This window comes from Streptomyces sp. NTD107 (assembly GCF_059510435.1).
This window is the reverse complement of the sequence record NZ_JCAJZV010000013.1, coordinates 139,565-159,745: the sequence shown is the minus strand read 5'-3', so window position 1 is coordinate 159,745 and position 20,181 is coordinate 139,565. Positions and strand designations below refer to the sequence as shown.

Annotated in this window: 14 protein-coding genes and 1 riboswitch; of the genes, 7 read left to right on the top strand and 7 right to left on the bottom strand. The window is 71.5% G+C overall.

Features of this window, described 5'->3' with window-relative positions:
• The 3 genes from AC5WRL_RS23190 to AC5WRL_RS23180 all read right to left on the bottom strand — a co-directional run.
• Nucleotides 1-1,127, bottom strand: a 1,127-nt coding sequence (locus AC5WRL_RS23190; protein WP_496090573.1) for a hypothetical protein, incomplete at its 3' end; no start/stop codon positions are given.
• A 268-nt stretch (nt 1,128-1,395) separates the two neighbouring features.
• A complete protein-coding gene (locus AC5WRL_RS23185; protein ID WP_496090572.1) occupies nt 1,396-2,376 on the bottom strand; it encodes a metallophosphoesterase in 981 nt (326 codons plus the stop codon).
• Nucleotides 2,377-2,579: 203 nt separating this feature from the next.
• A complete protein-coding gene (locus AC5WRL_RS23180; protein ID WP_496090571.1) occupies nt 2,580-3,773 on the bottom strand; it encodes a LacI family DNA-binding transcriptional regulator in 1,194 nt (397 codons plus the stop codon).
• Nucleotides 3,774-4,095: 322 nt separating this feature from the next.
• Between AC5WRL_RS23180 and hisC the strand changes: the two genes are divergently transcribed.
• The 6 genes from hisC to AC5WRL_RS23150 all read left to right on the top strand — a co-directional run bounded on the left by hisC (nt 4,096) and on the right by AC5WRL_RS23150 (nt 14,027).
• Entirely contained in the window at nt 4,096-5,271 is a 1,176-nt protein-coding gene (gene hisC, locus AC5WRL_RS23175) for a histidinol-phosphate transaminase (protein WP_496090570.1), read from the top strand.
• A 141-nt stretch (nt 5,272-5,412) separates the two neighbouring features.
• Complete coding sequence (locus AC5WRL_RS23170) at nt 5,413-6,957, top strand: cytochrome ubiquinol oxidase subunit I (protein ID WP_496090569.1); 1,545 nt, start codon at nt 5,413-5,415, stop codon at nt 6,955-6,957.
• Nucleotides 6,958-6,982: 25 nt separating this feature from the next.
• Nucleotides 6,983-7,987 carry a cytochrome d ubiquinol oxidase subunit II gene (cydB, locus tag AC5WRL_RS23165; protein WP_496090568.1) on the top strand — a complete coding sequence of 335 codons (1,005 nt, stop codon included), beginning with the start codon at nt 6,983-6,985 and terminating at the stop codon, nt 7,985-7,987.
• Between the two features lie 41 nt (nt 7,988-8,028).
• Nucleotides 8,029-11,601, top strand: coding sequence for a thiol reductant ABC exporter subunit CydD (gene cydD / locus AC5WRL_RS23160; RefSeq protein ID WP_496090567.1), 3,573 nt, complete (start codon nt 8,029-8,031; stop codon nt 11,599-11,601).
• A 14-nt stretch (nt 11,602-11,615) separates the two neighbouring features.
• Nucleotides 11,616-13,226, top strand: coding sequence for a sensor histidine kinase (locus tag AC5WRL_RS23155; protein ID WP_496090566.1), 1,611 nt, complete (start codon nt 11,616-11,618; stop codon nt 13,224-13,226).
• 57 nt (nt 13,227-13,283) lie between these two features.
• The gene (locus AC5WRL_RS23150; RefSeq protein ID WP_496090579.1) at nt 13,284-14,027 is read left to right on the top strand and encodes an SDR family NAD(P)-dependent oxidoreductase; all 744 of its coding nucleotides are present in this window, start codon (nt 13,284-13,286) and stop codon (nt 14,025-14,027) included.
• A 21-nt stretch (nt 14,028-14,048) separates the two neighbouring features.
• On the opposite strand, the gene AC5WRL_RS23145 is transcribed toward AC5WRL_RS23150, so the two are convergent.
• The gene (locus AC5WRL_RS23145) at nt 14,049-14,849 is read right to left on the bottom strand and encodes an SAM-dependent methyltransferase (protein ID WP_496090565.1); all 801 of its coding nucleotides are present in this window, start codon (nt 14,847-14,849) and stop codon (nt 14,049-14,051) included.
• Between the two features lie 191 nt (nt 14,850-15,040).
• Entirely contained in the window at nt 15,041-15,736 is a 696-nt protein-coding gene (locus AC5WRL_RS23140; protein ID WP_496090564.1) for a DUF2637 domain-containing protein, read from the bottom strand.
• Between the two features lie 181 nt (nt 15,737-15,917).
• Between AC5WRL_RS23140 and AC5WRL_RS23135 the strand changes: the two genes are divergently transcribed.
• Entirely contained in the window at nt 15,918-16,820 is a 903-nt protein-coding gene (locus AC5WRL_RS23135) for a BRO-N domain-containing protein (RefSeq protein WP_496090563.1), read from the top strand.
• Between the two features lie 154 nt (nt 16,821-16,974).
• Here the strand turns inward: AC5WRL_RS23135 and AC5WRL_RS23130 are convergent, their stop codons facing one another.
• Both AC5WRL_RS23130 and thiC read right to left on the bottom strand, forming a co-directional pair.
• Nucleotides 16,975-18,264 (bottom strand): DUF4241 domain-containing protein, encoded by a 1,290-nt coding sequence (locus tag AC5WRL_RS23130; protein WP_496090562.1) that lies wholly within the window; start codon nt 18,262-18,264, stop codon nt 16,975-16,977.
• 140 nt (nt 18,265-18,404) lie between these two features.
• Complete coding sequence (thiC, locus tag AC5WRL_RS23125; RefSeq protein WP_496090561.1) at nt 18,405-20,042, bottom strand: phosphomethylpyrimidine synthase ThiC; 1,638 nt, start codon at nt 20,040-20,042, stop codon at nt 18,405-18,407.
• Nucleotides 20,037-20,149, bottom strand: a riboswitch (TPP riboswitch). It overlaps the preceding gene by 6 nt.
• Between the last annotated feature and the right edge of the window lie 32 nt (nt 20,150-20,181).

The window sequence follows — 20,181 nt, the reverse complement described above, 5'->3', positions numbered from 1 at the left end:
GTACGGGGCCGGTCCCGGTCCCGGTTCTCCTCGCCGTCGGTGTTGCCGTCGTCCGCCTCGCCCTTGCGGCGCGGACGCGCGTAGTCGGGGCTGCCGAACTCGGGGGCCGCGTACCCCTTCTCGGTGCGCTCGCCGCTGTCGGAGGAGTAGTCGGGGCTGGCGAAGTCGCCGGCCGCGTAGGTGCCCGAGGAGAAGTTCCCGGAGGAGAAGTCCCCGGTCGAGTAGCCCCGCGAACTGCCGCTGCCCTGCTCCGGCGCGGTGAAGTCGGGTGCCGCGTACCCCTTGGCCCGGGCCGGCTCGTCCTCGGCGCCCTGGGTCGAGAAGCCGGGGCTGGAGAACTCCGGCCGGGAGAACTCCGGATGGCCGGCCCGCGGCGTGGTACGGGGCGCGCCGCCGGTCGGGCTGGAGAAGTCGGGGCTGGAGAACCGCAGCTGCGGCGTGATCCGCCCGCCCGCCGCGGCCCCGTCCCCGCGGCCCGTCCCCGGGTCGCCTGCCCCGGCACCGGCGCCGGTGCCGGTGCCGGTGCCGCGCAGCACCGCCGCCTCGCGCAGGAACGGCCCGATGCCGCGCTCCGCCAGCGCCCGCCGCCAGTCCTCGCGCGCCTGCGCCACGTCCCCGGCCAGGCCGCCGCGCCCCGGCCCCGGGTCGCCGGCCCGGATCGCGGAGGCGGAGCCGTTACGGGCCGCCGTGATCACCAGGCCGGCCACCGCGAGCAGCAGCCCGAACGCGGCGAACAGCGCGAACAGCCAGCCGATGTTCCGCATCGACCCGGCCACCCCCGCCTCCTCCTCGGACAGCCCCATGCCGTACCCGATCAGCAGGAACACCACGGCGGCGATCCCGGCCAGCACCGGGATCAGCACCGAGATCACCGCCAGGTTGCCGCCGCCGGTGCGCTCGGGCGCGCCCGACGGGCCGGCGGGGGCGCGCAGTTGCTCGCGCAGCCGGACATAGCGGTGGTACTCGTCGGCGGCGGTGGCCGTCAGCTGCGGCCGGGCCGCCAGCGCGGCCTGCCGCACCTGCCGTACGAGGGCGGCGACATCGACGTCCGCGCCGCCTGCCTGCCGGGCCGCGCGCAGGGCCTCGTCGAGGACCCGCTCGAATTCGGCGCGATCCTCTGGCAGCAAATCTTGAGCGCTGTTCATATAAGTCCCCAGATGCTCCGAAGGGCCTTCCTGCCGACCGGGCGGTCAGGGTGGGCAGAGAGCTGGTGAAGGAACTGATGGTAAAGGGCTTCCGCCGCCCCGTCATAGGAGATCGCCGGAATCTTTCCTTCCACCACCCTCACCAGAGGGATTTCTGGCACCCCCGGGGCCCGGGCCCGTCAGCCTTGTGCCCCGCTTCTCACCTGCCCGCCCGCACGGCGGCGCACTCTGCACAACAGGGAACGAAGACTCAATCATCCAGGGGGAGTCGGGCGACCAACAGCTTTCCGGCCATGGTGACCCCGCCGTCCATCGCGATGGCGAGGGAATCCGCATAGATGTGCGGTCCATCGATCCTGGGCGTGGCGTCCGGCGCGTCGGGGTCGCCGGAGTCGGATTCGGCGGGCTCGCCGGTGAGATACGGGATGGGGCTGTGGCCGTGCACGATGCGCTTGCCGCCGTAGGTGTCCAGCAGTTCGCGGGCGGCCTGCGGGCCGTCCTCGTCGCGGAAGGCGAAGCGTTTGGTGAATTTACGGAACAGGTCCCAGGTCTCCTCCGGGTCATTGCGCTGGAGAGCCTGCCAGATGGCGTCATTGACGTCGTCGACGTTCTGCCCGTATTCGAGATACGCGGTGGTGTCGGAGTGCAGCAGCAGATGGCCGTCCGCCACCGCCATCGAGTCCAGCCGGGACATCCACTGGACGTGGTGGTCGCGCAGCCGCTCCATGTCGGCGCGCTGACCGCCGTTCAGCATCCAGGCGGCGTGGAACGAGGCGGTGCCGGCGCCGGATTCGACCGGGGTGTCGCCGAACCGGCTGGCGCCCAGGAACAGCAGTTCGTGGTTGCCGAGCAGCGCCTTGCAGTAGCCGCCGGAGGCGGCGGCCTCCGCCGACAGCCGCATCACCATGTCGATGACGCCGATGCCGTCCGGGCCCCGGTCGGTGAAGTCCCCCAGGAACCACAGCCGGGCGTTTCCGGCCGCCCAGCGGTCCTCCGCGTCGGTCAGCCCGGCCGTGTGCAGGGCGGCGCGCAGTTCGTCCAGATAGCCGTGGACGTCGCCGACCACGTACAGCGGTCCGGCGCCCTCGATCACCGGCAGGTCCTGCACGGTGGGGGTGTACAGATCGGGCTCGTGGGTGGGCCGGGGGGGCATGGCCGGACCGCCCTCGGTCGCGCCCTGCCACGTCTTGGGTACCTCGCCGGCCCCCTGCGTCATCGACCCCTCCACCATCACACGCCGCCTTCACCTGCGGGACCTGCCGTTTCGGCCGGGTCCCGGTGCCATTCGCCCATCATAGGAATCCAGCCGCCCACGTGTGACACACCCGGGGGTGCCGATCGGCGGAGGGTACGGTCCGCCGGGACGCCGCCGCCGGTCGAGTCGGACGCGAGGTTCTGTCGTAAGACGATATTGCCGGAACGGGCGGCTGGAAACTAGCGGTCGCCGAGCGGTGGGGTCCGCGGGGCGGCGACGGTGGTGCGCGGGTCTCCGGGCAGCCGGCCGGGGGGCACCCCGACGCGGGCGGTGCGCTGGGAGGAGCCGCGGACGATGAGTTCGGTCGGCATGAGTTGGTGCGAGGGCGGGCGGGCCGCCGGGCGTACCCGGTCGCGCTCCCGGTCGCGGCTGCGGTCCCGGGTGCCCTCGATGGCGTCGATCAGCAACTGGACGACGGTGGAGCCGATCCGGCCCGGTTTGAGGGACAGGGTGGTGATGGGCGGCTCGGTGGTCGCGTACACCGGGGACTCGCTGCAACACACCACCAGCAGATCGTCGGGCACCCGCAGTCCGTAACGGCGGGCGGCGGCCAGCAGATCGGTGCCGTTGGGGTCGAACAGGCCGTAGACGGCGTCGGGCCGGTCGGGCCTGGCCAGCAGCCGGTCGGCGGCCACCGCTCCGGCGCACGGATCGTGGGCGGGGTAGGACTCGTACACCGGCTCCTGGCCCACCCGCTCGCACCAGTTGAGGTAGGCGGTGGTGGACAGCCGGGTGTACGTGTCGGTGCTGGTGCCGGTGAGCAGGCCGATGCGGCGGGCTCCGGAGCCCGCGAGATGGTCCAGGAGGCCCAGCACGGCGGCCTCGTGGTCGTTGTCGACCCAGGCGGTGACGGGCAGCGCGGCGTCGGGGCGGCCGTCGGAGACCACCGGGATGCCCTGCCGGACGAGCTCGGTGACGACCGGGTCGTGGTCGGCGGGGTCGATGACGACGGTGCCGTCCAGCGCCACGTTGGACCAGACGTCGAAGTCGCGGTGGTGGGAGGTGGCCGGGAGGATCACCAGGGCGTAGCCACGGGCGAGGGCGGCCGAGGTGGCGGCTCTGGCCATCTCGGCGAAGTAGGCGAACTCGGTGAAGGTGAACGGTTCTTCGCCGTAGGTGGTGACGGTGAGCCCGATGAGCCCCGATTTTCCGGTGCGCAGCGTGCGGGCGGCGGCCGAGGGGCGGTAGCCGAGGCGGTCCGCGACGTTGCGGACGTGGCGGCGGGTGGCGTCGGGGAGCCGGCCCTTGCCGTTGAGCGCGTCGGAGACAGTGGTGATCGAGACACCGGCCGCCGCGGCGACATCTCGGATGCCGGCCCGCCCGCTCGGCCGGCGCCCGGCGGACCGAGTCACCTGATGCTTCGCTGCTGTCATGGCGACCTGATGGTAGGCCCGGGGGCGGGGCCGTCCGCCCCACTGCGGAGTAGGGGGCGCGATTACGTTTCTGCATGATCATTAAGGCGTTCTGCCTGCGATCGAAAGGGATAATCGCCAGCTTCCCCCATGAGGGAACCGATGTGCGAGCGCTTACTTCCGAACGCTTCGATCGAATTCAACGCGTGCCGGTTCACTCTCACGAGTGAAGCGCGCCAGGGTACTCGCCACCGGCGCGTGTTGTGGGGTGAGCGCTGTACCGCGCGACTTCGCACGCCCCGGGGGATACGCCTGCCGGGGCTTTCCTCATACAGTGTGGAGGATGACCGTATCTTCCCAGGACGCCCCACGGGACGCCGCACCCGAGTCCGAACCAGCGCCTCGGACCGCCGCGGCCACGGCCGCCGCCGAGGTGGCGGGACCGAGGCTGCGCGCCGTACTGGAGGACATCCCCGCCTATCTGCCGGGCCGCCCCGCCGCCGCCCGCACCGACGGCCGGCCGGTGTACAAGCTGTCCTCCAACGAGAACCCCTATCCGCCGCTGCCCGGCGTGCTGGAGGCCGCCGTCGGCGCGGCCGGCGCGTTCAACCGTTACCCGGACATGACGGCCGGCGCGCTGCTGGCCGAGCTGGCGGAGCACTTCAAGGTCCCGGTCGGCCATCTGGCCACCGGCACCGGCTCGGTGGGCGTCGCCCAGCAACTGCTCCAGGCCACGGCCGGCCCGGGCGACGAAGTGATCTACGCCTGGCGGTCCTTCGAGGCGTATCCGATCATCACGCAGATCTCCGGGGCGACCTCGGTACGGGTGCCGCTGACGGCCGGCGAGGAGCACGATCTGGACGCGATGGCGGACGCCATCACCGACCGCACCCGCCTCATCTTCGTCTGCACCCCCAACAACCCCACCGGCACCGCCATCGGCCACGCCGAGCTGACCCGCTTCCTGGACCGGGTGCCCGCCGACGTCCTGGTGGTCATCGACGAGGCGTACCGGGAGTTCGTCCGCGACGCCGACGCGGCCGACGGCCTGGTGCTGTACCGCGACCGGCCGAATGTCTGTGTGCTGCGCACCTTCTCCAAGGCGTACGGTCTGGCCGGGCTGCGGGTGGGCTTCGCGGTGGCGCACGAGCCGGTGGCGGCGGCGCTGCGCAAGACGGCGGTGCCCTTCGGGGTGAGCCAGATCGCCCAGAACGCGGCGATCGCCTCGCTGCGCGCCGAGTCCGCGCTGCTGGAGCGGGTGGCGGTGCTGGTCGCCGAGCGGACCCGGGTGGCGGACGGGCTGCGTGAGCAGGGCTGGCCGGTGCCGGATTCCCAGGCCAACTTCGTGTGGCTGCGGCTCGGCGCGGACACCGCCCGCTTCGCGGCGGCCTGTGAGGAGGCCGGCGTGACGGTGCGGCCGTTCGGGGGCGAGGGGGTACGGATCACCGTCGCCGAGCCCGAGGCCAACGATGTGGTGCTGGCCACGGCGGCGGCCTTCCGTACCACCGCCCCGTCCTGATCTCACCCCTTCTGACCTGCTGCTTTATCGGGTTTCACCGCTTTCGGACCCCCCGTGGGGAGCCCGGAGGCGGTGTGCCATCATCGTACTTGTGAATGTGAATACGTTCACAAGGTACGGGGCGCAGGGAAGGAGACCCCCGTGGACCTGGCGCTCGCCAACGAGACACTGGCCCGGTGGCAGTTCGGCATCACCACCGTCTACCACTTCCTCTTCGTGCCGCTGACGATCTCACTCGCCTCCCTCACGGCCGGCTTGCAGACCGCCTGGGTACGCACCGGCAACGAGAAGTACCTGAAGGCCACCAAGTTCTGGGGAAAGCTCTTCCTCATCAACATCGCGCTCGGCGTGGTCACCGGCATCCTCCAGGAGTTCCAGTTCGGCATGAACTGGTCCGACTACTCCCGCTTCGTCGGGGATGTCTTCGGCGCCCCGCTCGCCTTCGAGGCCCTGATCGCCTTCTTCTTCGAGTCCACCTTCATCGGACTGTGGATCTTCGGCTGGGACAAACTGCCGCAGAAGATCCACCTCGCCACCATCTGGATGGTCGCGATCGGCACCGTGCTCTCCGCGTACTTCATCCTGGCCGCCAACTCCTGGATGCAGCACCCGGTCGGCTACCGCATCAACGAGGAGACCGGACGGGCCGAGCTGACCGACATCGTCCACGTCCTCACCCAGAACACCGCCGTCGCCCAGTTCGCCCACACCATCACCGCCGCCTTCCTCACCGGCGGCGCGTTCATGGTCGGCATCGCCGCCTACCACCTCATCCGCAAGCAGCACATCCGGGTGATGCGCACCTCGCTGCGGGTCGGCCTGGTCACCATGGTCATCGCGGGCGCGCTCACCGCCTTCTCCGGCGACCGGCTCGGCAAGATCATGTACGACCAGCAGCCCATGAAGATGGCCGCCGCCGAAGCGCTGTGGGACACCCAGGCCCCGGCACCGTTCTCCCTGTTCAGCATCGGCGACGTCGCCAAGGGTCACAACGACGTCGCCATCGAGATCCCCGGGCTGCTGTCCTTCCTCGCCCACGACAACTTCACCGACCCGGTCCCCGGCATCAATGACACCCAGAAGGCGATGGAGGAGCTGTACGGCCCCGGCGACTACCGCCCCAACATCCCGGTCGCCTACTGGAGCTTCCGCTGGATGATCGGCTTCGGCATGTCCTCCTTCGCGCTCGGCGCCGCCGGACTGTGGCTCACCCGGCGCCGGCTGTGGCTGGCCGAACGGCTGCGCACCGACGAGGACACCGTGCCCCGGCTCGCCCTCACCCGCGACCGCGAACTGGGCCCCACCCTCACCCGCGGCTACTGGCGGCTCGCCCTGCTCACCATGCTCTTCCCGCTGATCGCCAACGCCTGGGGCTGGATCTTCACCGAGACCGGCCGGCAACCCTGGGTGGTGTACGGGGTGCTGCGCACCACCGACGCCGTCTCGCCCGGCGTCTCCCAGGGCGAGGTCATCGCCTCCATGACGCTGTTCACGCTGCTGTACGCGATCCTCGCCGTGGTCGAGGTGCGGCTGCTCGCCAAGTACGCCAAGGCGGGCCCGCCCGAGCTGACCGACGCCGACCGCAATCCGCCGACCCGGATCGGCGGCCACGACCGCACCGATGACCCGGACGGCCCGGACGGCGGCACGCCGGCACCGGACCGCCCCATGGCCTTCTCCTACTGAGCCGCGGACCGACAAGGAGCATGCGATGGACCTCCCCAACCTCTGGTTCGCCCTCATCGCCGTCCTGTGGATCGGCTACTTCTTCCTGGAGGGCTTCGACTTCGGCGTCGGCGTACTGACCAAGGTCCTCGCCCGCGACCGCGCCGAACGCCGGGTGCTCATCAACACCATCGGCCCGGTCTGGGACGGCAACGAGGTCTGGCTGCTGACCGCCGCCGGCGCCACCTTCGCCGCCTTCCCCGACTGGTACGCCACCCTCTTCTCCGGCTTCTATCTGCTGCTGCTCGCCGTACTGCTCAGCCTGATCGTGCGCGGCGTCGCCTTCGAGTACCGCGCCAAGCGGCCCGGCGAGCGCTGGCAGCGCAACTGGGAACACGCGATCTTCTGGTGCTCGGCGGTGCCCGCCTTCCTGTGGGGCGTGATCTTCGCCAACATCGTGCACGGCGTCCCGCTGGACGCCTCCCACGAGTACACCGGCGATGTGTTCGGCCTGCTCAACCCGTACGCGCTGCTCGGCGGGGCGCTCACCCTGGTGCTGTTCACCTTCCACGGCACGGTCTTCACCGCGCTCAAGACGGTCGGCGACATCCGGGTACGGGCCCGGCGGCTGGCCACCGGGCTCGGGCTCGCGGCGCTGGCGCTCGCCACCGGCTTCCTGCTGTGGACCCAGGGCAACAGTGGCAACGACCGTACCTGGGTGGCCATGGTGATCGCCGGGGCGGCGCTCGGCGCGGCACTGGTGGCGAACGCCAGGGGCCGCGAAGGCTGGTCCTTCGCCTGGTCCGGGCTGGCGATCGTGGCCGCGGTGGCCATGCTGTTCCTGGCGCTGTTCCCCGATGTGATGCCCTCCACCGGCGACCCGGCGGGCACCCTGACCATCGACAACGCCGCCTCCAGCCCGTACACCCTGAAGATCATGACCTGGTGCGCGGCCATCGCCACCCCGCTGGTGATGCTCTACCAGGGCTGGACGTACTGGGTCTTCCGCAAGCGCATCGGCACCCAGCACATCGCGCCGGCGGCGCACTGACGGCGACAGCGGCGACCGACGACGGACGACGGAACGGACCGATGAAGCCCATAGACCCGCGACTGCTCCGCCACGCCCGGGCCACCCGGGGCTTCCTCGCCGCCTCGGTGGCGCTGGGACTCGCCGGAGCCGTGCTGCTCATCGGGCAGGCCATGCTCATCGCCGAGATCGTGGCCGGCGCGTTCCAGGACGGCCGGGACCTGGCGGACCTCCGTACCCCGCTGCTGCTGCTCGCCGCCACCGCGCTGGGACGCGGCCTGGTCGCCTGGCTGACCGAACTCGCCGCCCACCGGGCCGGCGCGGCCGTCAAGTCGGAGCTTCGGATCCGGCTGCTCGGCCACGCCACCCGGCTCGGGCCCGGCTGGCTGAGCGGACAGCGCAGCGGGGAACTCACCGCGCTGGCCACGCGCGGCGTGGACGCGCTGGACGACTACTTCGCGCGCTATCTGCCGCAGCTGGGCCTGGCGGTGGTGGTGCCGGTGGCGGTGCTGGCCAGAATCGTGACGGACGACTGGGTCTCGGCGGCGATCATCGCGGGCACCCTGCCGCTGATCCCGCTGTTCATGATCCTCATCGGCTGGGCCACCCAGGCCCAGATGGACCGCCAGTGGCGGCAACTCGCCCGGCTGTCCGGACACTTCCTCGATGTGGTGGGCGGGCTGAGCACCTTGAAGGTGTTCGGCCGGGCCAAGGCCCAGGCCGAGAACATCCGGGCCATCACCGCCGACTACCGCCGCTCCACCCTGCGGACGCTGCGGGTCGCGTTTCTGTCCTCCTTCGCCCTGGAACTGCTGGCCACCATCTCGGTGGCCCTGGTGGCGGTCGGCATCGGCATGCGGCTGGTGCACGGCGAACTGGACCTCTACACCGGCCTGGTGGTGCTGATCCTGGCGCCCGAGGCATATCTGCCGCTGCGCCAGGTGGGGACGCAGTTCCACGCCGCGCAGGAGGGCCTGTCGGCGGCGGCGGAGGTCTTCGAGGTGCTGGAGACGGAGCCGGCGCGGGGTACGGGCACCGGTACGGGCACGGCGTTGCTGCCGCCGCTGAACGCGCCGATCGAGCTCGATGGTGTGGTGGTACGCCATGCCGGCCGGGAAGCGGACTCACTGCCGGAGACCAGCCTGACCATCCGGCCCGGGGAGACGGTGGCGCTGACCGGCCCCTCGGGAGCCGGCAAGAGCACCCTGCTGAACGTGGTGCTGGGCTTCGCCCGGCCGACCCTGGGGCGGGTGCTGGTGGGCGGCACCGATCTGGCCGCCGTGGAGCTGCCGGAGTGGCACCGCCGGATCGCCTGGGTGCCCCAGCACCCGCGACTGTTCGCCGGCACGATCGCGGAGAACGTACGACTGGCCCGTCCCGAGGCGACCGACGAGGACGTGACCGCGGCGCTGCGCGCGGCGGCAGCCGGCGACCTCGACCCCGACCGCCCGCTGGACGAGTCGGGTGGCGGTCTCTCGGCGGGCCAGCGCCAACGGGTGGCACTGGCCAGGGCGCTGCTGGCCGACCGTCCGATCCTGCTGCTGGACGAGCCGACGGCGGCCCTGGACGGCAGCACGGAGGCGGAGCTGGTCGCCACCATCACCACCCTGGCGGCCGACCGCACCGTCCTCCTGGTCACCCACCGCCCCGCTCTGTTGGCCGCGGCCGATCGAGTGTTTCACGTGAAACACCACCTCAACGCAGCGCCGGGCCACCCGGCCCACCCCGAGCCCGGCGCGCCGGCCGGCCTTCCCCGGCCGCCGGCCGAACCGGCGTCACCCGACACCGTCCATACCGCGGACTCCTGCGCCACAGGTGCCACAGGTGCCGCCGGTGCCCTTGCCCCGCTGGCCTGGGTGCGGCGGGCCGGGGCCGGCTGGTGGAGGCGGCTGCTCCTCGGGGCCGTGCTCGGGGCGCTGGCGCTGGGGTCGGCCACCGGGCTGATGGCCGTCTCCGGGTGGCTGATCTCCCGGGCCTCCGAGCAGCCGCCCATCCTCTATCTGATGGTCGCCGTCACCGCGACCCGCGCCTTCGGCATCGGCCGGGCCGTCTTCCGCTACGCCGAACGCCTCATCAGCCACGACGCCGTCCTGCGGATACTCGCCGGGCTCCGGGTCACCGTCTACCGGCGGCTGGAACGGCTCGCCCCCGCCGGACTGCGCACCACCCGGCGCGGGGACCTGCTCTCCCGGGTCGTCACCGATGTGGACGCCCTCCAGGACTACTTCCTGCGCTGGCTGCTGCCGGCCGTCGCGGCCGGCGTGGTGTCGGCCGGAGCCGTCGCGTTCACCACCTGGCTGCTGCCGGCCGCGGGCGCCGCCCTCGGTGCCGGGCTGCTGCTGGCCGGGGTCGCCGTCCCGGCCCTCAGCGGTGCCCTGGCCCGCCGCACCGACCGGCAGCTCGCACCGGCCCGTGGTGAACTCGCCACCCGCACCGTCGATCTGCTCACCGGCACCGCCGAACTGACCGTGGCCGGGGCGCTCCCCGCCCAGCTGGACGCCGTCCGCGAGGCGGACGCCCGGCTGACCCGGATCGCCGCCCGCTCGGCCGCCGTCACCGGTCTGGCCGGCGGACTGCTCGCCGTGATCACCGGCCTCACCGTGACCGCCGCCGCCTGGGCCGGCGTCCCGGCCGTCGCGGACGGCCGCCTGGACGGGGTGTGGCTGGCCACCGTCGTCCTCATCCCGCTGGCCGCGTTCGAGGCGGTCCTCGGCCTGCCGTCTGCCGTACAGCACCGGCAGCGTGCCCGCCAGGCCGCCGAACGGATCCGGGAGGTGCTGGACGCCCCCTCGCCCGTGCGGGAGCCGGACGCTCCCGCCACCACCGCCCCGGCCACCCCGTTCCCGCTGCGGCTGCGCGGGCTGACCGCCCGCCACCCGGGAGCCGCCCCGGCCGCCCCGCCCGCGCTGGACGGCCTCGACCTGGACCTCACCCCCGGTCACCGGATCGCGGTCGTCGGTCACTCCGGGGCCGGGAAGACCACCCTGGCCCACGTTCTGCTGCGCTTCCTGGACCCGGCCGATCCCGCCGACCCCACCACCTACACCCTCGGCGGCACCCCGGCCACGGCACTGGACGGCGACACCGTACGGCGGTACGTCGGCCTGTGCGCCCAGGACGCCCACATCTTCGACAGCACCCTGCGCGAGAACCTCCGGCTCGCCGCCCCCGGCGCCGACGACGCCGCGCTGCGCGCCGCGCTGGCCGGCGCCCGGCTGCTGGACTGGGTGGACGCGCTGCCCGACGGCCTGGACACCGAGGTCGGCGAACACGGCGCCCGGCTCTCCGGCGGCCAGCGCCAGCGGCTCGCCCTGGCCCGCGCGCTGCTCGCGGACTTCCCGGTCCTGGTCCTCGACGAGCCCGCCGAACACCTCGATCTGCCCACCGCCGACGCCCTCACCCGCGATCTGCTGGCCGCCACCGAGGGGCGTACCACCGTGCTGATCACCCACCGGCTGGCGGGCCTCGACGCCGTCGACGAGGTGCTGGTGCTCGCGGCGGGGCGTCCCGTACAGCGCGGCCCGTACGCCGAGCTGGCCGCCGCCGAGGGCCCGTTCCGCCGGATGCTGGAACGGGAGGCGGCGGTGGAACGGCCCTCGGCACCGATCCCGACTTTCGCCGCAAAGGTGGACTAACTACCCTCACTGCTATGACACAGCAGGAGGCACCCGGACCACCGCTCAGCCCCGAGCTGGCCCGCCGGATGCCCCAGCTGCTCGCCGCCATGACCTCACTCGGCGGCGACGTGGAGCTGCGCACCCTGCTGCACCGGATCGTCCGCACCGCCGCCGAGCTGGCCGGTGCCCGGTACGCCGCACTGGTGGTCCTCTCCGACGACGGGGAGCGCGTCGGAGAGTTCGTCGCCCACGGCACCGACCCCGGGGCCCTGGGCCGCGACCAACTGCTCGCCGAACTGCTGGAGCACGGCGGACGCCCCCTGCCGCGCGCGGAGTCCGACGACAGCGCACCCGTGATCGGCGTCCCCATCCGGGTGCACGGCGCCGGCTTCGGCGGCCTCTATCTCGCGGACAAGCCGGCCGGTGCCCCCTTCACCCCCGAGGACCGCCAGATGCTCCGCATCCTGGCCACCGAGGCCGGCATCGCGATCGGCAACGCCCGGCTGTACGAGGCGGTACGGCAGCAGGCCCGCTGGATGGACGGCAGCGTGGAACTGTCCGCCTCGCTGCTGGCCGAGGACATCGACAACGCGCTCGCGGTCGTCGCCGAACAGGCCAGACGACTCGCCGACGCCGACACCGGCCTGGTGCTGGTCCCCACCGACGGCACCCTGGAGATCGTCGCCGCCAGCGCCGGCCCCGGCGGCCCGCCGCTGATCGGCACCGCACTGCCCGCCGACGCCGACACCGTACGGCAGCTGCTGGCCGGCGAACCCGTCTTCATCGAGGACGCCGCCACCGACCCCCGGCTCACCGCCCGCCGCTTCGCCGAACACTTCGGCCCCTGCATGCTGCTCCCGCTCACCAGCGGCGACAAAACCCTCGGCGCCCTCGGCCTGCCCCGCGCCCCCGGCGCCGAGGTGTACTCCGTACCCGAGCGGGCGATGGCCACCCAGTTCGCCCAGCAGGCCGCGCTCGCCCTGGTGCTGGCCCAGGCCCGCGCCGACCGGGAGGCCCTGGCGGTGTACGAGGACCGGGACCGTATCGCCCGCGACCTGCACGACCTGGTCATCCAGCGGCTGTTCGCGGTCGGCATGCTCCTGGAGGGCGCCCGGCGCGCCACCCCGGCCACGGACACCGGGGAGCGGCTGGCCAAGGCCGTCACCGAACTCGACGCGACGATCCAGGAGATCCGCACCACCATCTTCGCGCTCCAGCAGCACCCGGACGAGGCGCACGCCGGGCTGCGCACCCGGGTGCTGCGGGAGACCGGCACCGCGGCGCAGGGTCTTGGCTTCGCGCCGTCGGTGTCGTTCACGGGGCCGGTGGACACCCGGGTGGGGGAGGGCATCACCCAGAACCTGATCGCGGCGCTGCGCGAGGCGCTGTCGAACGCGGCGCGGCACGCGCGGGCGAGGCGGGTGGAGGTGACGGTGGACGCCACCATCACGCTGCCGGACGGCCGGGAGGGGGTACGGCTGACGGTGGCGGACGACGGCGCCGGGCTGCCGGAGGGCGGCGCCGGCCGCTACAGCGGACTGCGCAACCTGGCCGACCGGGCCACCACCCTGGGCGGCTCGGCCGAACTGGTCCCGGGCCTGGAGGGGGCGGGGCTGGGGCTGGTGTGGGAGGTGCCCCTGTAAGTCGCCGTAAGTGGCTGGAGGATAACGATGCGCACGGGTACGGTCGCGCCCATGACAATCGGACGCACAGTGGTCATCAGCGGCGGTGGCACGGGGATCGGCTTCGCCACGGCGGACGTGTTCGCGCGCGGGGGCGACACCCCGGTGCTGATCGGGCGGCGCGCCGAGGTCCTGGAACGGGCGGCGGAGCGGATCGACGGCGCGGTGGCCGTACCCGCCGACCTGACCGACCCGGCACAGGTTGCGCGGGCGGCGGGCGTTATCGGGGAGCGGTTCGGCACGGTGGATGTCCTGATCCACAACGCGGGCGGCCTGGCCCCGGCCGGGCCCGACGATGCGAGCGACCCCCTGGCTGCGGCGGCGCACGAGTGGACCGAGTCGTTCCGGATCAACACGCTGACGGCGGTGCTGCTGACCGAGGCACTGCGCGACCGGCTGGCCTCACCGGGCGGCCGGGTGCTGTTCGTGTCCTCGATCGCCGCCTACCGGGGCTCGGGCTCCGGCGGCTACGGAGGGAGCAAGGCGGCCCTGCATCCGTACGCCTTCGACCTGGCGCGCCAACTCGGCCCGCGCGGCATCACGGTGAATGTGGTGGCGCCCGGGCTGATCGACGACACGGAGTTCTTCGGCGGCGGCCTGACGGAGGAGCGGCGTCGCGCGCGGGTGGCCGAAACCCTGACCGGCCGGGCGGGCGAGCCCGGCGATGTGGCACAGACCCTGCACTGGTTGTCCTCCCATGCGGCGGGCCACATCACGGCACAGACCATCCAGGTGAACGGCGGCGCGGAACGCGGCCGTTGAGGGGTGGTGGGGTGGGGCCGGCTACGGCTTGACGGCGAGGCCGACGACCAGCAGTTGCTGCCAGAGGGTGAGTTCGGAGCGGTGCTCCAGCACGGGCCGCCACTCGGCGGCGGGCAGGATGCCGGGCTCCAGGATGTCGAGACCGTCGAAGAGCGCCGTTATCTCCTCATCGGTACGCCAGCGGCCCCGGCCGAGCGAGCCCTGGAGCAGCCCCTCCAGCTTCGCCGACTCGGGGTCGCGGCGGCTGCGGAAGTGGCTGATGAAGAAGTAACTGCCGGACGGCACGGCTTCCCGCCAGAACCGCATCACGCCGTACGGGTCCTCGTCGTCGTTGAGGTGATGGAGCACGGCGGAGAGGATGACGCCGACCGGCCGGTCGAAATCTATGAGCCGCTGGAGGGCGGGGTCATCCCTTATGGCACGGGGGTCGCGCAGATCGGCCTGGAGGACGGCCGTCAGATCGTTCTCGGCGAGCAGCGCCCGGCCGTGGGCGAGCACGATCGGGTCGTTGTCGATGTACACGACCCGTACCCCGGAGGCGTGCCGCTCGGCGACCTGATGCACGTTGTCCGTGCCGGGCAGCCCGCTGCCGAAGTCGATGAACTGACGGATCCTGGTGGTGGCGGCGACATCTCCGACCGCCCGGATCAGGGCCTGCCGATTGTCGATGGCCATCTGCACCGCGCCGGGCAGCTTCACGATGAACTCGTCGCCGAACTCCCGGTCGACGGCGTAGTTGTCCTTGCCACCGATGAGGTAGTCATAGGTCCGCGCGATGCTGGGCCGGCTCAGATCGACCCCCGGGATGGCCTCGTCGCTCATCTCAGTCCCCCTCCGCAGACGGCGTGGTGATTGCTCGTCAGTTTACGGGTGATGAGGCTGGTGCGGGAGGGGTACGACCACGGCTGCGGTGAGAGCTGGCCACCTGATCCACAACCCCTGTGACCTGGAGGAATGCCGTAGGCCCTCGTCCCTGGTCAGAGCTGCGGCCGGACCTGGAAGGTGCTGTTCGGTCAACGCGTGGGCCTGGGCTGCGGGACCGCGTGCCGGGGTGGGTTGATCAGGGTGATCTGGCGCACCAGTTGGTGGAAGGCGACGAGCGCGGAGATCGGTGGCAGGCCGGCGACGGCCAGGTCGGTGACGGTGTTGGGGGCCTGCTCGACGCAGAGGTAGACGGCGAGGCCGGAGAAGAAGACCACCACGGCCCAGGAGTGCGCGGCCCGGCGCTGGTGGAGGGCGGCGCGCACGATGGACAGGGAGGCGACCAGCCAGGGGCCGTAGATCAGCACCGGCCACCAGCCGGTGAATCCGCTGGCGGTGGTCGGGGAGACCATCTCGCGCAGCGGCTGGTAGGAGATGAGCCCGCCGAGGACGCTGAGCATGGCGGCGATGGCGGTCAGGGACGCGGCGATCAGCAGGCTGCTCCAGCGCAGCCACTGCACCGGGCCGGGCCGCTTGGGCAGCGGCATCCGGCGCCGGGGCCGGCGGTGCCGGGCGGCGGGATCCGCGGCGTCGGCGGCCGGGGCGGCGGCAGGTGCCGGGGGCTGGTGGGCGGCCTGCGGGGCGGCCGTCTGGAGCAGTTGGGCGAGATCACCGTCGAACTGCCAGTTGCCGTCGCCGTTCCGGAGCAACTGCTGGGTGTCGTCCGCCTCGTAGAGCACTGATCCGTAAGGGGATTCGGGATAGGGCGAGGAATTCGGTGTGGTCATACCCCGCCAACGACACGCATTTGGCCGCGATGCGAAGCATTGGAGTGAATGTCCAGTTTATTTATTAATGAAACGATCAATGCCATTGTTGATCTTGAAATTGCGGCCGAGCACCCCACTACCGAGTGAACTTCAGTTCGTTCGCAGCAACTTGGATGAAACGCCCGCTTACCGTACAAACATGAATGAGCAGCAGCACCAGCGGCCACAGCGACACGACGCCATCGACATCGGCGACTTCGTCTTCGCCGCCACCGGCGCCCGCGTCCGACGGCTGACGACCCCGGACGGCGAACACTGGTTCCCGGCGGCGGACGTGTGTCGTGAGCTGGGCTACACCACGACGCGCAAGGCCCTGACCGACCACGTTCCGGAGCGGTTTCGCAAGCACCTGCAAGGTGTGACCAGAGGTCACACCTTGCGCAAACTGCCAGGTCAGCGCTGGCAAACTAGTTTGCAGATGGTCAGTCTCCAAGGCTTGCTGCTCCTGGTGACCGGCTGTACCAAGCCCGCCTGCGCGCCCTTCAAGGAGTGGATGCTCGACGTCATCGTCACCATCCAGCGCGAGGGCACCTACACCCTCCCCGAAGCCGAGATCCAGCCCGCCGGCCCCGGCACCCCCGTCGCGTACGCCATGCCGCCCCAGGTCGCCGAGGCCATCGTCCGGTTGGAGGAGCGGGCCCTGCGGCGTGATGAGGCCCAGGCCGCCGCGCAGCGGGAGATGGCCGACGCGCTGCGCTCGGTCGCCGACGTGCTCGGCGGGATCCAGGAGCAGCTCGCCGCCGGCCCGCCGCGATTGCCCGGGCAGCGCCCGGCGCCCCGCCTCGAAGGGCGGGGCGCCGAGGCGTTGCTCGCCGGGTGGCGGGCTCGACTCACCGTCACCGACGATGTCTGGGCGGTCGCCGTGCTGCTCGCGCCCGTGCTGGTCGCCGAGGGGCGGGTGAGCTGGCCCGTGGACGAGATCGCCGCCCGCGCCGGGCTCACCTCGGCGCGGACGCACGACAGTCTGCGGTTTCTCCTCAAGCGGCACTGCATCCGGCAGATAGGCGTCCTGCACAACGCCCCGGTGTACGCGCTCTACTGATCAGCCTGCCCCGCGTCGATGTCAGCGGCAGATACACCCGGTTCCCGGCCTCCGCGAACTCCGCCGACTTCCGGTCCATTTCGGCCCTGATGTCGTGCGAGATCTTCATCGAGGAAAGCGACAGGTCGCACAGGCTCGTCGGGACGCGGAGCGCTCAGAGCAGCCGTAGATCGGGCAGGTAGCTGACCACGACCACGACACTCACGGGCTTTCCCGTGCTCGCACGTCCGAGCCACACGGGATACGTGCCGTCGCCGCCGGTGTAGAAGGAGACGAGGTCACTGCCGGTTGCCTCGTCCGTGGTGCGCAGATACCCGCCGCTGATGGTTTCTCCGGCGTTGTCCTCCTGCTCCACGAGGTGGCGCCGGTACTTGTCCGCGAGTCGTTCCCACCCCGAGCCATCGGCGAAGGCTCCCGTGGCGGCGTCCGTGTCGAAGCCGAATATCTCGTCCTCACGCAACAGCCTGACGTCGTCCTGCTCAGCCGGCGCCAGCTCCCACGAAACGGCCGGCTCTTCCCCCAGCAGGAGGCGGACGGCGACATCCTCCTCCACAGCGGTGCGTGTGTCCTCGTACTGACTCTCGTAGGCGACCACAGCAGCCTGCATGAGGTGCTCACCCGAAGGGATCCGCTTGGACAGCTCGCGGCCGGCACCGTGGCCCCCGGTGAGCGGATCCGCGACGACCAGCCTGCCGCTGGGCAGGCGAAGAGTCGCGATGTCCCGGATCGCGCTGACCGTCATCTCCGGCTCGAAGCTCGTCGCGATACGTGTGCCCGGCTCGAACAACTCGTTGAGATGGGCCGCTCGGGTCGGACCCGGAGGAAGCCAGAGGGAAGACCGACCATCGGCGACGCGGTGCGCGCACCGCGCGTCGGCCTCGCTGTCGGTAGCGTCCACGAACTCCGGCTGCCGCCCAGTCGGCAGCGGCTGCGACAGGAGCAACTGCCGCACCCCGTATACGCCGAACGTCTCCCTCGCATGCCATCGCTTCTCTTCGGGAATGTCCGCGAGCGTGTGGCGTGACGGTCCTTGGTCCCCCTCCGGCTCGCTCACCCTGCGCCCCTTTCCGTCCGGGAAAAGATCCACAGAGGTACGCCCGGCTCCGGAGGCGAACTCGCCCTGCTCCTCGGTGTCATAGCGCCATTCCCCGAGGTGGCGCAGGAACATGCGCCCGGGTTCCAGCAGACGCCAATCCCCCTCCATGGTCCGCCGACCCTGATCGTCGTACGCCCATGCGCCCACGTGAGAGTCGCCCCAGGCCACCAGGTGCACCTCGACCGGTGAGGTACGGCCCTCCAGCCGGTGCACCATCACATAAGGCTTCCCCGCACGGTCCCGTGCCTCGGCATCGGCACGCGAGAGCGGGTGGACCACGGTCCGGGCGGCAAGGTCCCATCCCTCCGCGAAGGACACCTTCACCGTCTGCTCACCATCGCCCATCATGCCTCCCGAGCTGCGCCGATCCTGCTCCCGCTGTTTCGAGGAACCATAGGCGTGGCGTGTGACAACAGCCGGGGACGGTTGTGAATGAGCAGCGCGACAGGCGGTGCCCGGATCAGCCGACCGCGGGCACCGCCCGCAGATCAGTCGGCGATCGGCAGGTACACCCGGTTCCCGCCGGCCGCGAACTCCTTCGACTTCTGGAGCATCCCCTCCGCGATCTCCTCCGGTGTCGCCCCCTCGGCCGCCGCACCGCCGAACCGCTCTGTGATGCTTCGGCTGATCTTCATCGAGCAGAATTTGGGCCCGCACATCGAGCAGAAGTGCGCCGTCTTCGCCGGTTCCGCCGGCAGGGTCTCGTCGTGGAACGCCCGTGCCGTGTCCGGGTCCAGGGACAGGTTGAACTGGTCCTCCCAGCGGAAGTCGAAGCGCGCCCGCGACAGCGCGTCGTCCCACCGCTGTGCCCCCGGGTGGCCCTTCGCCAGGTCCGCCGCGTGCGCCGCGATCTTGTACGTGATGACGCCCGTCTTCACGTCATCCCGGTCCGGCAGCCCCAGGTGCTCCTTCGGCGTCACGTAACACAGCATCGCCGTCCCCCACCACCCGATCATCGCCGCCCCGATCGCCGACGTGATGTGGTCGTACGCCGGCGCGATGTCCGTCGTCAGCGGGCCGAGCGTGTAGAACGGCGCCTCCTCGCAGATCTCCTGCTGGAGTTCCACGTTCTCCTTGATCTTGTGCATCGGCACATGGCCCGGGCCCTCGATCATGGTCTGCACCTCGTGCGACTTGGCGATCCGGTTCAGTTCGCCCAGCGTCCGCAACTCCGCGAACTGCGCCTCGTCGTTGGCGTCCGCGATCGACCCCGGCCGCAGCCCGTCGCCCAGCGAGAAGGTGATGTCGTACGCCCGCAGGATCTCGCACAGCTCCGCGAAGTGCGTGTACAGAAAGCTCTCCTCGTGGTGCGCCAGGCACCATGCCGCCATGATCGAGCCGCCGCGCGAGACGATGCCCGTCGTGCGCCGTGCCGTCAGCGGTACGTACCGCAGCAGCACCCCGGCGTGCACGGTCATGTAGTCCACGCCCTGCTCGGCCTGTTCGATCACCGTGTCGCGGAAGATCTCCCAGCTCAGCTCCTCCGCCCGGCCGCCGGTCTTCTCCAGCGCCTGGTACAGCGGCACGGTGCCCACCGGTACCGGGGAGTTGCGCAGCACCCACTCCCTGGTGGTGTGGATGTCCTTGCCCGTCGACAGGTCCATGATGGTGTCGGCGCCCCACCGGGTGGCCCAGCGCATCTTCTCCACCTCCTCCTCGATGGAGGAGGTGACGGCGGAGTTGCCGATGTTGGCGTTGATCTTCACCAGGAAGTTCTTGCCGATGATCATCGGCTCGGCCTCCGGGTGGTTCACGTTCGCCGGCAGCACCGCCCGCCCGGCGGCGATCTCCTCGCGCACGAACTCGGGGGTACGGTCCTCCCGGAGCGCCACGTACTCCATCTCCTCGGTGATCTCCCCGCGCCGGGCGTACGCCAGTTGCGTCAGCCCGTCCCCGGGGCGCCGGCGCGCGGCGCGTTCCGCCAGCCAGCCGGCGCGCAGCGGCGGCAGCCCGCGCCGTACGTCGGTGGTCACGCCCGGGTCGGTGTACGGCCCCGAGGTGTCGTACAGCGTCACCTCGTGCCCGTCGGTGAGATGCACCCGGCGCACCGGGACCCGCAAGTCGGGGCGGGATCCGGTGAGATATCCCTTGTGCGAGCCGAGCACACGTGTGTCCTGCTTGGTCATGACGACCCAACTCCCTACGCCGGCATTACCCGGTACCAGGTTCGGCGGTCGGCGCAGCCCGTCAGCGCCCTCTCAGCCCCGTGCTCGGAGCTCCCGCGATGTCACATAAGCGGGCACCACGCTAACGGCTCACCGGCCC

Bases quoted from the DNA above. Each gene is read 5' to 3' on its own strand.
- cydD (WP_496090567.1), top strand. From the start codon at position 8,029: ATGAAGCCCATAGACCCGCGACTGCTCCGCCACGCCCGGGCCACCCGG.
- AC5WRL_RS23130 (WP_496090562.1), bottom strand. From the start codon at position 18,264: ATGATGGGCGATGGTGAGCAGACGGTGAAGGTGTCCTTCGCGGAGGGA.
- cydB (WP_496090568.1), top strand. From the start codon at position 6,983: ATGGACCTCCCCAACCTCTGGTTCGCCCTCATCGCCGTCCTGTGGATC.
- AC5WRL_RS23155 (WP_496090566.1), top strand. From the start codon at position 11,616: ATGACACAGCAGGAGGCACCCGGACCACCGCTCAGCCCCGAGCTGGCC.
- thiC (WP_496090561.1), bottom strand. From the start codon at position 20,042: ATGACCAAGCAGGACACACGTGTGCTCGGCTCGCACAAGGGATATCTC.
- hisC (WP_496090570.1), top strand. From the start codon at position 4,096: ATGACCGTATCTTCCCAGGACGCCCCACGGGACGCCGCACCCGAGTCC.
- AC5WRL_RS23135 (WP_496090563.1), top strand. From the start codon at position 15,918: ATGAATGAGCAGCAGCACCAGCGGCCACAGCGACACGACGCCATCGAC.
- AC5WRL_RS23185 (WP_496090572.1), bottom strand. From the start codon at position 2,376: ATGGTGGAGGGGTCGATGACGCAGGGGGCCGGCGAGGTACCCAAGACG.
- AC5WRL_RS23145 (WP_496090565.1), bottom strand. From the start codon at position 14,849: ATGAGCGACGAGGCCATCCCGGGGGTCGATCTGAGCCGGCCCAGCATC.
- AC5WRL_RS23140 (WP_496090564.1), bottom strand. From the start codon at position 15,736: ATGACCACACCGAATTCCTCGCCCTATCCCGAATCCCCTTACGGATCA.
- AC5WRL_RS23180 (WP_496090571.1), bottom strand. From the start codon at position 3,773: ATGACAGCAGCGAAGCATCAGGTGACTCGGTCCGCCGGGCGCCGGCCG.